Annotated in this window: 12 protein-coding genes; 7 read left to right on the forward strand and 5 right to left on the reverse strand. The window is 42.6% G+C overall.

Features of this window, described 5'->3' with window-relative positions; genetic code table 11:
* Nucleotides 1-91: 91 nt before the first annotated feature.
* The 4 genes from CEX98_RS23265 (at nt 92) to CEX98_RS10875 (ending at nt 2,823) form a co-directional block, all read left to right on the forward strand.
* On the forward strand, nt 92-613 hold the full coding sequence (locus CEX98_RS23265; protein ID WP_242441682.1) for a DUF2306 domain-containing protein: 522 nt from the start codon (nt 92-94) through the stop codon (nt 611-613).
* Between the two features lie 19 nt (nt 614-632).
* The gene (locus tag CEX98_RS23270; protein WP_242441683.1) at nt 633-926 is read left to right on the forward strand and encodes a hypothetical protein; all 294 of its coding nucleotides are present in this window, start codon (nt 633-635) and stop codon (nt 924-926) included.
* A gap of 30 nt (nt 927-956) precedes the next feature.
* A complete protein-coding gene (locus CEX98_RS10870) occupies nt 957-1,526 on the forward strand; it encodes a hypothetical protein (RefSeq protein ID WP_099642091.1) in 570 nt (189 codons plus the stop codon).
* Between the two features lie 121 nt (nt 1,527-1,647).
* Nucleotides 1,648-2,823: an alpha/beta hydrolase-fold protein gene (locus CEX98_RS10875; protein ID WP_099642092.1), complete on the forward strand. Its 1,176-nt coding sequence runs from the start codon at nt 1,648-1,650 to the stop codon at nt 2,821-2,823.
* On the opposite strand, the gene CEX98_RS10880 is transcribed toward CEX98_RS10875, so the two are convergent.
* Complete coding sequence (locus CEX98_RS10880) at nt 2,815-3,681, reverse strand: alpha/beta hydrolase (protein WP_099642093.1); 867 nt, start codon at nt 3,679-3,681, stop codon at nt 2,815-2,817. The two genes, CEX98_RS10875 and CEX98_RS10880, sit on opposite strands and share 9 nt — an antisense overlap.
* Nucleotides 3,682-4,088: 407 nt before the next feature.
* Here CEX98_RS10880 and CEX98_RS10885 point away from each other — a divergent pair, with 407 nt between their 5' ends.
* Together CEX98_RS10885 and CEX98_RS10890 are read left to right on the forward strand one after the other, a co-directional pair.
* Nucleotides 4,089-4,829 carry a hypothetical protein gene (locus CEX98_RS10885; RefSeq protein WP_039492137.1) on the forward strand — a complete coding sequence of 247 codons (741 nt, stop codon included), beginning with the start codon at nt 4,089-4,091 and terminating at the stop codon, nt 4,827-4,829.
* A gap of 192 nt (nt 4,830-5,021) precedes the next feature.
* A complete protein-coding gene (locus tag CEX98_RS10890) occupies nt 5,022-6,797 on the forward strand; it encodes a sulfatase-like hydrolase/transferase (RefSeq protein WP_099642094.1) in 1,776 nt (591 codons plus the stop codon).
* A gap of 49 nt (nt 6,798-6,846) precedes the next feature.
* Here CEX98_RS10890 and CEX98_RS10895 read toward each other — a convergent pair whose 3' ends face one another.
* Nucleotides 6,847-7,749: a DUF808 domain-containing protein gene (locus tag CEX98_RS10895; protein WP_099642095.1), complete on the reverse strand. Its 903-nt coding sequence runs from the start codon at nt 7,747-7,749 to the stop codon at nt 6,847-6,849.
* A 193-nt stretch (nt 7,750-7,942) separates the two neighbouring features.
* Here CEX98_RS10895 and CEX98_RS10900 point away from each other — a divergent pair, with 193 nt between their 5' ends.
* Nucleotides 7,943-10,876 carry a TonB-dependent receptor plug domain-containing protein gene (locus CEX98_RS10900; protein ID WP_099642096.1) on the forward strand — a complete coding sequence of 978 codons (2,934 nt, stop codon included), beginning with the start codon at nt 7,943-7,945 and terminating at the stop codon, nt 10,874-10,876.
* A gap of 119 nt (nt 10,877-10,995) precedes the next feature.
* On the opposite strand, the gene CEX98_RS10905 is transcribed toward CEX98_RS10900, so the two are convergent.
* The 3 genes from CEX98_RS10905 to CEX98_RS10915 are packed head-to-tail and all read right to left on the reverse strand — an operon-like array spanning nt 10,996 to nt 12,960.
* Nucleotides 10,996-11,907 carry an endonuclease/exonuclease/phosphatase family protein gene (locus CEX98_RS10905; RefSeq protein WP_099642097.1) on the reverse strand — a complete coding sequence of 304 codons (912 nt, stop codon included), beginning with the start codon at nt 11,905-11,907 and terminating at the stop codon, nt 10,996-10,998.
* 12 nt (nt 11,908-11,919) lie between these two features.
* Nucleotides 11,920-12,552: a DUF1826 domain-containing protein gene (locus tag CEX98_RS10910; RefSeq protein WP_099642098.1), complete on the reverse strand. Its 633-nt coding sequence runs from the start codon at nt 12,550-12,552 to the stop codon at nt 11,920-11,922.
* Nucleotides 12,553-12,576: 24 nt separating this feature from the next.
* The gene (locus tag CEX98_RS10915) at nt 12,577-12,960 is read right to left on the reverse strand and encodes a MerC domain-containing protein (RefSeq protein WP_099642099.1); all 384 of its coding nucleotides are present in this window, start codon (nt 12,958-12,960) and stop codon (nt 12,577-12,579) included.
* Nucleotides 12,961-13,288 lie beyond the last annotated feature (328 nt).

Below are 13,288 nucleotides of genomic sequence, written 5' to 3' on the forward strand. Positions count from 1 at the left end.
TCTTTGCTTTGATTTTCAAAATCAAAGCGACGAGATAGCAAAACCTTGTCATTTTATATATCAAGTTTATTGATTTATAAGGATAAGTATTTTGCCTTCGCTCAATCTAACCAAATCAACAGGGTTTTCTTTTAGTCCCTTTAGCGTATTGAATAGCGCTGTAAAAAGCTGGGTATTTGTCGCACTGCTCGGGCAATGGATGTTTGCTGTTTATATCATAGGCCTATATGCCATCCCGCTTATCGTGGGACTCACAGAGCAAAGTGCAGCCGCTTCACCGGCGAGTGGACACACAAAAGATGCCAAGGTGTTTTTTAGCCATGTTCTACCCGCTGTGATTTTGGCCACCAGCGGTTTATTACAGCTGATTCCTGCGGTGCGAAAACGCTTTCCACGCTTTCACCGCTACAACGGAAGAATATTTTTTATTCTCGGTATTTCGGGCGCACTCACTGGATTATATCTCACTTGGGTAACCGGTCTTAGGCTAAGCGATGTTGGTGCCATTGGGATAACACTCAACGGTATATTAATTCTCATTGCGATATTTTTTTGCTTGGCGCGCTGCCATACAAAAAAATATCGCCGCACATCAACGTTATGCCGTACATAGTTTTTTCTTGGTTAATGGGGTGTGGACGTTTCGTCTTTATTTGTTTGGTTGGTACATGGTCAACCAAGGCTTCAATGGCAATACCGCAACCTTAGATGGCCCTATCGATATATTTATTTCGTTTGCCTGCTATCTGCTACCAATGGTACTCGGAGAACTCTACTTTTGGGCAAAACGCCAAACCAAAGCCAGCGCACCGGTTTGGATAATCGCGGTAATGATGAGCCTAGGTTTTGTGATCACTGCGATTGGCGTCTGCGCGGCCATTGTTATGATGTGGTGGCCACGCATTTCAGCCGTCTTTTTTAGTTAAATTACAGTTTAATCAGTTAGGAGTAGAAACATGCTTTCAGTCAAAGCGAACAAAATCAACAAAGGCCTAATTACATCGGCAATCTTGCTCGTGATATTAACGCTAATGTGGCAACATTTAAATGGCGGAATAGTGAGTCACCACTTACTTCACAGAGCGGATTTTCCAGCAGTATCTAACGCATGGGGAATTATCATAATTCCCGTATTAGCTTGGCTTACTGCACTGCGGCTACATAAAGCAATTGGCACAGAGAGCATTAAAAAAACAACACCCGTGGTTATTCCTACTGAGTTTTTGATCGCATTCTTTGTGATGTTACTCTTTAGCTTGTTGCAATCAGCCCTTTGGGAGTTCGGTTATCAAAGCCTCACCATGTATACTGCCTTAGGACTTTTGATAGCTGGACTATTTTATCCAATCTACCGCGCAGAATGCATATTGGGACACGTGGTCGGTGCTAGTTTTACCTTTGGTTATGCTATTCCACTGATCGGCATTTTAGTGATGGCAATCGTTTCAGTGTTTTCTCTTTTTTGCTTAAAACCTATCTTTTCTAAATTACTTAACAAGACACAAACACCAATGAAAATGGAGTAATAGTGCTCTTGCAAAGCTCAAGACAAAACAAATAATTCCTAAGCGCTGCTATATAACTCGTTCCTTGTCGTTTTGACTCGTGGTAAATTAGCGATGATTTTTAAGCAAGGAACGAACGGTTATGCAAACTAGGTTAGTTACTTACATTGTTATCGTGACTATTTTTACATTGCTGTCAATTGGTAGCGCTGTTGCTAATAAATCAGTAGATTCGGACTCGACACTGCAGCTTTCGTCCGCTTATTTTTCGCAAAAAAGAACGGTTCATATCGTCCTACCACCAAGCTATGAGCAAGACAATACAAGCTATCCAGTATTATATCTAACTGATGGTCAGAGCAATCTTGAACATACCGCTTCAGCGGCTCGCTTCTTGGCACAACAACATAAAATACCGGAACTTATCATTGTTGCCATCGAAACCAACGAACACCGCACACGAGATCTGACCCCGTCTTATCGCAAAGGCAGCCTTGCCGTACTGGGACATTTTGCAGCTCCAACACGGCAGCAAAATCCAGGCGGTGCAAAAATGCTACTGCAATTTATCGACAAAGAGCTCATCCCTTACGTAGACAAGCATTATCGAACATCAGGCTATCGCGCGTTAGCAGGACACTCATTCGGTGGGCTGTTTGCAACCTATGCGCTACTTGAAAAACCCGATTTATTTAATGGTGTGATGTTGGCAAGTCCAAGCCTTTGGTGGGATAAAGAGCGATTATTAAATGACTTACTGGCAAAGGCGTTAATCAACAAGTGTATCTACATCAGCATGGCAGACGAAAGCGCAATCATAACGCAGCCATTTCAACGTCTTAAAGATGCTTGGCGAAAGCCAAATGGAATTGACTTCAAAGCGCAGCACTTTAGCGGCGAAACCCATATGAGCGTCGTCTACCCGAGCTATTATCATGGTCTGCAGCACCTCTTTAACCATTATCAGCCATCCTTGAAGGTAGCGACCGCCGGTGTCACTCAGTTGGAAAATCATGTCGCCATCGCTAAATCACTATATGGACTCAAGGCTTACCCCTATAGTGCGCTGACTTCGCTAGGGTATGCCGCCCTATTCGAACGTAACTTCACTGCGGCCATCAACCTGTTTAGTTTTGTGAGCCAGCACAACTCAGCGTCCCTCAGTGCACTGCAGCAATTGGCGATGGCTTATCAGCAAAAAGGAGATAAGCCATCACTATTAAAGACCTACCAAGCCATGCTTAAGCTTGAAGGGTTAAGTGAAAGCGAACAAAAACATTTGCTTTCTGAAATCAACGCATTGCAACACTTACATTGACTGATTTTTTCTAAAGTGATGATATTCACTCAAAGCAAGTGGCACGGAAACCACTGGATTTTGTGAATGCCCGGCGCCCTCGCTAATGCTGTGTCCCCAACGCACATTGGCAGGCGCATGCTGTTCAAGTGCATCCAATAAACCATGAAATGACCCGGTAATGATGTCATTCTCAGCACCACCAATGGAAAGGTAAATATACTTAGGTTTGCCTTGAATATTGGCTAGGCTTTTTGCGAATTCTTTTACGACAACCGAGTCGTCGTACCACGCAGCAGGACTAAAAGCAAAGTAGCCATCAAAAAGTGCAGGTTTAGTCACCATGGTATAAAGTACAAAACTTCCACCAGCAGAGAACCCGCTTAACACACGGTTGTCGTTAATTGAGTAGTTAGCTTCTAAATAGGGTAACAGCTCGCTTTCAACAAATTGCAAAAAACGATCTGCACGACCAAAAATGGCAGGATCATTGTCACTCTCTGGACGGGCCTCAATCGCAACATCTTGTCGAGCATAAGGCGGCACTAAATCGCGGTTGCGGGTCTGCGTCCAAAATTGATTGGGAATAGACACTAAAATGGCATCTTCTACTCTACCTTGTTCGGCAAGGCTGCTTAGTACCTCATCCCACCGCGCGAGATTAAAGTTGCCGTCGGTGCGAATAATGAGTGGATAACTATGTGCCTGGTCATATCCTTTTGGGAGGCGAATAAAGACCTTTCGATCTTCATTAAGCACTTGTGAAGACAACACTACATCAACATAGTCTGAAGTGTAAAAAGACTGATACTGGGTAAACTTCCAACCAGCGGCAGCGATGACAATTAAACCTAAGAGAGAAAATAGATATCGCTTCATAAAACTTCCTGTCATTGTTTTTATTATTTCGTACTTTTGAATACTGCTTACCTCACCCTACTGTATATTTTTTAGAAATTAAATCGCAACCGCTATTATATCAGGCAGCTAAACATAACATCCTGAAAATACTAAAATTTACGTCACAACCAAATGTAACATTATGTTTTTAAAAATAAATCACCGCTGTAATGTGGTGTAATGGATAAAATTAGAATCTACCCTACCCTTACGCTGCGCAACAAATTTGCAACCAATTAGGTTCATTTTTTTTACTTGCGCAAATCACGTATCTGCATCAGTAGTACAGCCAGATACTTCTTACACCATTTGAACAATATCTTGTCTCAGACGTGAGATTTTCCGATTAGATAATGCAAATGGTATCTTTTGACATGGAGTTCACGATGATGAAAATCTTAGTATCTGCCATTGTATTGGCAACCACAATGTCGAGTTTCAATTCGCTCGCTGCGCCTGAATCTTATGGCGTGCTTTTTTTAGACCGCAGTAGTTCAATGAACACGTTGCGCCCAGATGGACAAAGCCGATGTTCATTCTCAAAGCAACAGGCAGTGCAAAAAGTATCAAAGTTCTTTTTAGATGCCACAATTAATGGCCAACAGTTAAATGTGAAAACGTTTGCTAGTGGCGGTCAAATTCAATCTCTAACTAACGGGTTTGTCGGTTTCAATGCGGCAATGATGGCACTCTATCAACTAGATCCAGAAGGGTGCTCGGGGCTAACTGCACTTGCACAAGCTATGTGTGATGGCGCTGATGAGTTAAGAGCAAATTACTCAACGGAAGCCGCTAATGGCGCACTGCTAAGAGTGTATGGTTCTACTGATGGCGGCGAAAATGACAGTCCAGTCTCTAGCTGTGGCGGCTCAAATTGGCAAACGAGCGTAACCTCTAAATACCTGTTTGAGCTACCACCAGTGCAATTCAATGCCACAATCTATACAGGCACAGTGCAAAATATTCTGGCTAATAAAGATAAGATGTATGTATTAGATGTTTCATCTGCATCTCAGTCGGTATCTAGTACCCCTACATTTCAGTTTCTTAAACAGCTGAGTATTGACACTGGCGGTACTTACGAGGAGATCAGCGACTCAGATGGCGGCGACCCAGGCGACTGGTAACTCACCAAATACAAAAACATATAAAGGCCGATAAGGCCTTTTTCTATTGGTCGTTGAGAAAATACAGAATGTTGTTTTTACACATTATTTAAAATAAAAAAACAATTAAATTACACAAAGCGCAAATACCTTAGGATCTTCAACTACACTCTTTGTGGGCATTTGCCCTGTGCAAGTTAAAAGGAGATTGTAATGAAGATTAATGGCAAACAACCGAATTTTCTAATCATTACCACCGATGAAGAGCGTTTCCCTCCGCCCTACGAAAATTCACAAGCAAAAGAATATCGACTCAAACACAGTGCGTGCATGGCAGAAATGCGCCGCTGTGGCATGGAATTTATGAATCATAATGCAGCAGCGACGGCATGCGCACCGAGTAGAACATCCATTTACACGGGTCAATATCCATCCCTACACGGTGTGAGCCAAACACCTGGAATTGGCAAGTCGTCATTTGATCAAAATATGTTCTGGCTGGCTCCCAATACCGTGCCAACCATGGGCTCTTGGTTTCGCGAAGCAGGTTATCAAACCTATTATCGTGGTAAGTGGCACCTCTCCGATGAGGATATTATCGTGCCGGGGAGTCAGCAAGCGTTGTATAGTAACTCTGAGACCGGAGAGCCTTACCCAGCAAAACAAGCACTCTATGAGCGCGCAGAGCGTCTAGATAAGTTCGGCTTTAGTCAATGGATAGGTCCTGAACCTCATGGCGCAGCGGAGAACAACTCTGGTACATCTCGAGATCCGGGATTTGCCAATCAAGTTTGTGAAACCCTTAAACAACTCGAAAAAAAGGCACAAAACGGCGACCAAACGCCATTTTTACTGGTTTCTTCATTCGTAAACCCTCATGACATTGTATTAATGGGACAAAAAGATTGGTTTTCCAACTTTTATGCCGAAAAAGAAGCCGGTAACCTTCCAAGTGTTGCACCAGCCCCAAGCCAAACTGAAAGCTTAATGGACAAGCCTAGATGCCAAAAAGACTATCAGCTTATGTACCCGCATATGTATCTACCGCAGCCCCCAGATGAAACCTATCGGCAGTTTTATTACTACCTAATCGCAGAAGTAAATAAGCATATAGAACAGGTAGTTAACGCATTAAAGCAGTCATCTTTTTATGAAAATACTATTGTCGTTTTTACCTCAGATCATGGTGAGTTACTAGGTGCTCACGGCGGCCTACATCAAAAATGGTACACCGCGTATCAAGAAGTATTAAATGTGCCCTTTATTATTTCAAACCCTGTGCTTTTCAATCAACCTAAGCAGCTTGATATCACCACTTCACACATAGACCTGCTACCTACCCTACTTGGCCTTGCGGATATAGATATTGAGCAAACTCGTACTCAGCTTGCTAAAGATCACAGTGAAGCACAGCCACTCGTCGGTAGAAACCTCGCCGACGTCATTTTAGGTGAAGCGTCGCCCAAAGAAGAAGCCATTTACTTTATGACCGATGACAACATCGAGGTTGGCAGTGATATGACAAATATGCTTACTGGTAAGGCTTACAATAGCATTATCCAACCGAACCATATTGAAGCCGTAATAACGCAATTACCGGATATCAGCGGTGACACAAAATGGAAGTTTGTGCGTTACTTTGATAACGCTAGATTTTATGAGCAAGACCAGAGCTTAGTTGACCTTGGCGGTGACGATGCGCCTACCACGCAATCGCCTGTGAGTAATTTGGTTGGCGTCGGCAACCCAGACGGAATAACAACCACTCAGTTTATTCCCAGTGAGTACGAATGCTATAACTTGAGTGAAGACCCGACGGAAGAAAATAACCTGTTAAGCCCATTTTGCGAGACACCATTGGATGCGCGGATTTTAAAAGCGCTACAATTTACACTGCGTGAGCAGCGTAAAGCAAAACGTATATTACCGCAAAGTCTCAATGAAGCACCGCAAAAACCGCTCAATCAGCAAGTACCGATAAGAAGATAATCAATAAACTCTGCAAGTAGTCCTGAAATTTACGGCTACTTGCGATTATTTATACTTTTTTAAACACTGCCAGCAACTGACTTAGCACCGCCGCAATAATGACACCAATTACCGCACCCAATCCAAGCTTGGCAATAATACTCAAAAGCCAGCTCATTGCTGGGAGCAGATTTTCAGTGGCATGAACTATTTCTTCTAGCAAGTGGAACTGGTGAGCCAGAATATCAACACCCACTAAAAGCATGGCTAACACACCGGCGACCGACAAAAACTTCATCAGGCCATTGGCAAAATGAAGTAACCCCTTACCCAGCCCGCGTTTTATTGCCGCAAGCGTGGTCTTACTTGCATCCTTAATCATAGCCAAGCCAATATCATCGAGCTTTACAATCAAGGCCACAATCCCGTAAACCCCGATAGTCAACGCAAGGCCAATCAACGAAAGGACAAGCGCCTGCTTCTCAAAAGGCTGATCAGCAATCGCCCCCAACGCAATAATGATAATTTCCGCCGATAGAACAAAGTCAGTAACGATAGCGCCTTTGATTTTGTCTTTTTCAAACTCAACTAAGTCAACACGCTCATCCTCAAGCGCTTTGACAAACTCATCGGTTTCTTGCTGTTGCTCCTGACGGTGAAAAATAGCGTGGAGTATTTTTTCACCTCCCTCAAACAGCAAGTACAAGGCGCCTAAAATTAGCATAAGAGGGATCATAAACGGCGCAAAATAACTGAAGGCTAAAGCGACCGGCACCAAAATAAACTTGTTCAGCAAAGACCCTTTAAACACCTTCCATACCACCGCAAGCTCTCTATCTGGCTTTATTCCACCCGATAACTGCTCTGCATTGACGGCAAGGTCGTCCCCTAACACCGGAGCAGTTTTGGTTGCGGCAAGCTTGGTCAACGCGGCAACATCGTCAAGTAATGCGAGTAGGTTGGCTGAAGGCATAACATTCCTTATTGTTAGATTGAGAGCAATTGAAAAAATAACTATACACATTGAAGTAAAAAAGTGAATTTATATTCTAAGATGAAAAGCTTTACCGAGAAAAATAAGCAAATTGCTACAATAATGTCTCATCGGATTTGTACCTTGTTAAAAAACAATTTAAAGTACCCCTTCTGTTAACAAGGGAAAATCCATGAGTAATATAAATATAATAACCAAAACACTGATCGCTAGCTTCGCCGTTTCATCTATTCACGCTGCAAGTGCTAATAGCAACTCGGATATAGAGCGGATCGCCGTGACTGGTAGCCGTATTTTAAGTATAGAAGCTGAATCTCCTTCACCGGTAACGGTACTAGATCAGGAGTTTATCTTAGCAAGTGGTGCAACTGACATATCAGAGTTGCTCAACAAACTTCCTTCAATGGCACCAGGTCTTAGTTCAGGCACAAGTAACTATAACGGCAATGCAGGGATGAGTACGCAGGATTTACGAGGTCAAGGCACTAAAAGGACGCTAACCTTGGTAAATGGCCGCCGTCATGTTGGCTCAATCCCTGGTGAAAGTACGGTAGATATGAGCTCTATTCCAACAGGGCTCATTGAGAGAATTGAGATTCTAACAGGAGGAGCATCATCAATTTATGGCGCAGATGCCGTAGCAGGTGTAGTGAATATCATTACCAAAAAGGATTTTGTTGGCTCTAAGCTCAATGTATCGGGTGGCATAACATCTCGCTCTGATGGCGAAAAGAAAGGAGTTAATTTCCTTCACGGTCTAAACTTTAATAATAATAAGGGTAATGCAACGTTCTACGTTTCATACAATGAAGAAGAAGAAGTTAACGCAAAAGATAGGCCATATACAAACTCAAACTGGTCTTTTTATCCAAACCCAGAGCATGTAGAAAAGCGTAAAAAACTTCTCGGTGAAGGAATGAAAGCTGAAAAGGTCACTGAACTGACTGACACGGATGATATTCCAAACAACCTTACAGCCAGACGCTACTCTATAACAGCTAGCCCAACAACCGTGGTATTTATTGGTGGGGTAGCTTATACCTTTAATCCAGATGGCTCAATGAGACCCGTTAAGTTAGGTAATAGTGGAAAGCTATTTAGACCTGAAAATGGTTTAACCGGAGCGCAAACAGACGAAGGTGGTGAGCAGCTCGGTGCTTATGAATTTCAGCGTCTACAAGTGCCTGTGGAAAAGCTGATGTTTAATAATACTATTAATTACGAGTTTGACTCCGGTATTTTCTTCTCTATGGATTCAAAATACGTAAAAACTGAGTCTGAATCTCGTTTATTCCCAGCCTCTCTCTACGGTAGCGTGCCTCTCTCTAGAGACAATGCATTTATTCGTCCAGACTTAGGCGAAAAAATGGACGAGTTTGAAATGACTTCTCTACCTATCGCACGTCACTTTACTGAGATGGGGGCACAAGGCAGTGACTATAAACGCGACGTATATCAAATTGTAGCATCGCTTCAAGGCGACTTTGGAAATGATTGGCGTTGGGAGTTTTACGCTCAGTATGGCAAAGCCACAGCAGATTCAACCACCATCAATAGCTATTATGAAGATCGCTGGCTAGCTAGCTTTGATGCCGTATTAGATGAAAATGGTAATGCCGTATGTCGAGCTGCGATTGACGAAACAGCGGCACCTAAAGCAGGTAACGACTACAGTAACTGCGTACCACATGACGTCTTCAAACCAATGACGCAAGAAGTAATCGACTACATTGGTCTAGAACACACCTCTTCACAATCTCAGTCTCAACAAGTTCTGCATTTTAACACTAGCGGTGAGCTCTTCGAAACTTGGGCCGGCCCAATTGCAATGTCTGTGGGTGTGGAATATCGTAAAGAAAAAAGTGAAACCTCTCCTTCAGAGGTGCTAAGACAAGGTATTGGTCAAAGCTATGCTGTCGCACGCCCTGTTATTGGCTCTTACGATGTTAAAGATATATTCGCAGAATTTAATATCCCTTTGCTTAGAGACCAGCCATTGGCAGAAAGCTTAGATCTAAATTTATCTGCCCGCTCTGCGCATTACAGTGAAGCTGGACAAAACACCAGCTGGAACGTTGGTGCAGTTTGGAAGCCTATCGAAGATATTACACTTCGCCTTTCGCGCTCTCGCTCTGCAAGAGCACCGAATATCAATGAACAATTTACAACAGTTGGAGAAGGGTTCGAATGGCTATACCAACCTTGTAGCCAGAATCGTATTAAAACGGCAAAAGCAAATGTAGTTGAAAACTGTAAGAAGCTGGGGGTAAATGTATTTACCAATGAAGATGGAGAAACGACAAGTGATATCAGATGGTATCAGCCAGGCAACATTGTTAGCTCTGGTAATAAAGAACTCGAAGTCGAAACGGCAAATACACTAACTGCTGGGGTTGTAATTACGCCAAAAGCCATTGAAAACTTTGAAGTCACATTTGATTATTGGGATATCAGACTTGATGGCCTAATTGATCAGTTTAATGTGGCAACGGTTGTAGATGCCTGCGTAGAACAAGACTCTCTTGATAACCAATTCTGTAAGCTACTTACGCGTCAACCAAATGGTATCATTACAGATGTTGAACTTAAGACTCTAAACCTCAATCAACGTCGTACTAGCGGATTAGATATTATTACCAATTATAAATTTAATGCCTTTGCTGGCGAAATTGGCATTAATACCATTATCCAAAAACTTATCCGCCGTGATATACAGACAGATCCAACTTTAGATTTAGAGCCAACCACAGGCTTATTCGCCTTCCCTGAATGGAAAGCGACACTCAGCCTTAGCTATCAAAATGACATGTTTAGAGTCGGTTCTTCTACGCGCTATGTTGGTAAACAAAAACGTAGAAAGGATTATGACGCCTCGTTTGCTATGCCGTTTGAAACACCAACGATGATCTATACTGATTTAACAGCTTCTTATTTCTACAGTGACAAATTGCGCTTTAATATCGGTGCTAATAATGTGTTCGATAAGAAGACACCACAAATGCCAGATGCATACAGTGGAGGTGGTAACTACTACTTAGGCACTGATGGTGGACTGTTTGATACTATAGGCCGTACCTACTTTGCTAACCTAAACTGGACATTCTAATCAGCTAGAAAAAGCAAAGCAGACTTTACTATAAAAGCATGATTGGTAAATTGAAAAGCGGGCGCATGCACTCAGTGCAGGCTCGCTTTTTACTTGCTATTATACTGTGCATACTTGCTCTATTGGGCACGCATAGAGACAGAGATAGCACAGTGGTCGCTTAACATCTTGCCCTCTTCCATATCAGCAAAAAAATGAACCTTGGGTTCAATCACAGAGTCATTTGCCAGTGCTTTACTTACTAAAATATGATCAATTGGCACAGGATAACGAGGATGACAGCCTTTCAGAGGTTTTGTGGCATTGATGACTGCCCCTTGCTCGATAGCTTGATCACTAATTAGCTGATGCCAGAAGTAATTGTCGTGTTGGCTCAAGCGATGATTAAAATCACCGAGTACTATATATTGCTCATCAGCATGCGCGCTAAGCCATGATTTTAACACTGGCAACTGACGAGCTAATAATTGACACGCAGGCTTATCGGAATCTTGATAATTAGATACAAAGCAGCCACTTTTAAGGTGTACGTTGAGAATCGAAACTTCGCCCACTGAGGTATTCAAAGTCACTTCTAGGCCATGCCTTAGGCCTTCGACTCCCACCCCTAAGGCCTGAAAACTCTCTACATTACTTAGCGTAATTTCTTTTTTAATAGCAAAAGCCGTTTTTTGTTGTGTAGAAGTATAGTTACTTCCTCTACATTCATAAGTGCGGCTATTTTTTCTGTCGGATAGCACGAGCCGCCACTTAGTTGGAGAAAAAATTTGCTCTAGCGCTGCTACTGAATCCACTTCTTGCAGTGCAATAACATCGGCACTGAGGTTTTCTGCATACTGACGTAAGGCAGCTAATTCTGCTTCATCCCTTGGTCTGCAGCCAGAAGCTGAAGGATAAGCCAAATGCTCGATGTTCCATGATGCTACCCGCAATGGTACAGAGGAAGGGCCTGGCTTGGTTACAGCCGTGCAGCCCACCGCTGTGATAGTGCTTGTAAATACCAGCAGCAATGCTTTCAATGTTGTTGTCATAATACATCCAATTTATGCAATAAAGTCTAGCGTGAGCAGTAGCCTTTTTTGGTTTTGCGTCGCCTTAGGAGAACGATGTACTAATCCACGCCCTTCATTTCCAGCCCAGCGCTCACCTTTTAAAAGTGCAACATCGCCACATTCTAATGATTCAGCTATCACGTCATCATCAATAATCAAGGTATTATTTTCTCTTTTCACTTTGCTATTAGCAAGCCATTCGCTCCCAGCTCCTGCAAGGGTAGTAACAAGCCTGACAGGCACTTTATCCACATGAAATTTAGGACACATAGCCGAGTGCAGTGTTTTTAGTCTAAGGCCAACTATTCTGAGCTCAAATAGACAGCTAAACATGTCAATAATACTAATGATATGTGTTACCACTTGAGCATCAAAGTGGTGCTTTTTCAGAGATTCTGTAACTTCTTCGGCAATATTGCTCGTCGAAATTTGCGCAGTGATATCAATATCGGGTGTGGTCTCTAAGAAGTCGCGAATGTCTTGTTTTAAGTCTTGCGATAATGCTTGCTGCCACACCGCTAAATTACAGTCAGCTTGATAAATTTTTGTTAGCACCGTTACCTGATCAGCGCATTGATAATGGTTCATTTGGGTTGCACTGTTTTGTGCCAAATCATTGTTCATATTCAATTCCAAGATAATGTATTGCTAGTAGGTAACACGGCGCAGCGTATAATTTTTAAAATGGCTGTAGACCAAAGTAAGCGAGCCGGTGACGGTAAGCAGCACTTCTACTATGTCACTCACCACACCTGCTCCAAGTAACCAAGGCAGTAACAACAATGAAATCCCCACTCCCCCGGCTATCAGTACTTTTACCGACTTATGCCTCGCACAACCAAATAAAAGAGTTGATAAGCTAAGTGGTACGACAGCAAGTAATAGCCATTGATGAACCGATTCATCAACCAACACGGTAAAGCCAGCTATAGCTGGTAAAGCCATAAGCAACACGGGCAAAATTAAGCAATGAAAAATACATAACATTGACAAGCCTATCGCTATTTTATCTCCTAATATTTGTCGTCTCATTTCCTAGTCCCGCCATATTTTGATACAATATAACATACCACAAATGTAAAGTGGAATAAGCTTAGCTGGGTCGCAAAGTAATTATTGAGAAAGCTTTCGGGTTGAGAGTTATTGCAAGTTATTGCAGACACCCACTACAGCTATAGAGTTATTGAACAGCTATTGCAGACACCCACCACAAATTTGTGCATTCCAAAGGTGTCGCCTAAGCTTTAGTTCATCACTCAAAAGATTGAGGAAACCTGAGAGTTATTACAGACACCCACTACAGCAATTGCAGACACCCATCACAAATTTGTGCATTCCAAAAATGTCGCCTAAGCTTTAA

Origin of the sequence: Pseudoalteromonas piscicida, assembly GCF_002744175.1 — a bacterium.
Taxonomy (GTDB): Bacteria; Pseudomonadota; Gammaproteobacteria; order Enterobacterales; family Alteromonadaceae; genus Pseudoalteromonas; species Pseudoalteromonas piscicida_B.

What these genes read in the sequence shown, in the direction of transcription:
- CEX98_RS10870 (WP_099642091.1), top strand. Translation starts at nt 957, where the DNA reads ATGCTTTCAGTCAAAGCGAACAAAATCAACAAAGGCCTAATTACATCG.
- CEX98_RS10875 (WP_099642092.1), top strand. Translation starts at nt 1,648, where the DNA reads ATGCAAACTAGGTTAGTTACTTACATTGTTATCGTGACTATTTTTACA.
- CEX98_RS10880 (WP_099642093.1), bottom strand. Translation starts at nt 3,681, where the DNA reads ATGAAGCGATATCTATTTTCTCTCTTAGGTTTAATTGTCATCGCTGCC.
- CEX98_RS10885 (WP_039492137.1), top strand. Translation starts at nt 4,089, where the DNA reads ATGATGAAAATCTTAGTATCTGCCATTGTATTGGCAACCACAATGTCG.
- CEX98_RS10890 (WP_099642094.1), top strand. Translation starts at nt 5,022, where the DNA reads ATGAAGATTAATGGCAAACAACCGAATTTTCTAATCATTACCACCGAT.
- CEX98_RS10895 (WP_099642095.1), bottom strand. Translation starts at nt 7,749, where the DNA reads ATGCCTTCAGCCAACCTACTCGCATTACTTGACGATGTTGCCGCGTTG.
- CEX98_RS10900 (WP_099642096.1), top strand. Translation starts at nt 7,943, where the DNA reads ATGAGTAATATAAATATAATAACCAAAACACTGATCGCTAGCTTCGCC.
- CEX98_RS10905 (WP_099642097.1), bottom strand. Translation starts at nt 11,907, where the DNA reads ATGACAACAACATTGAAAGCATTGCTGCTGGTATTTACAAGCACTATC.
- CEX98_RS10910 (WP_099642098.1), bottom strand. Translation starts at nt 12,552, where the DNA reads ATGAACAATGATTTGGCACAAAACAGTGCAACCCAAATGAACCATTAT.
- CEX98_RS10915 (WP_099642099.1), bottom strand. Translation starts at nt 12,960, where the DNA reads ATGAGACGACAAATATTAGGAGATAAAATAGCGATAGGCTTGTCAATG.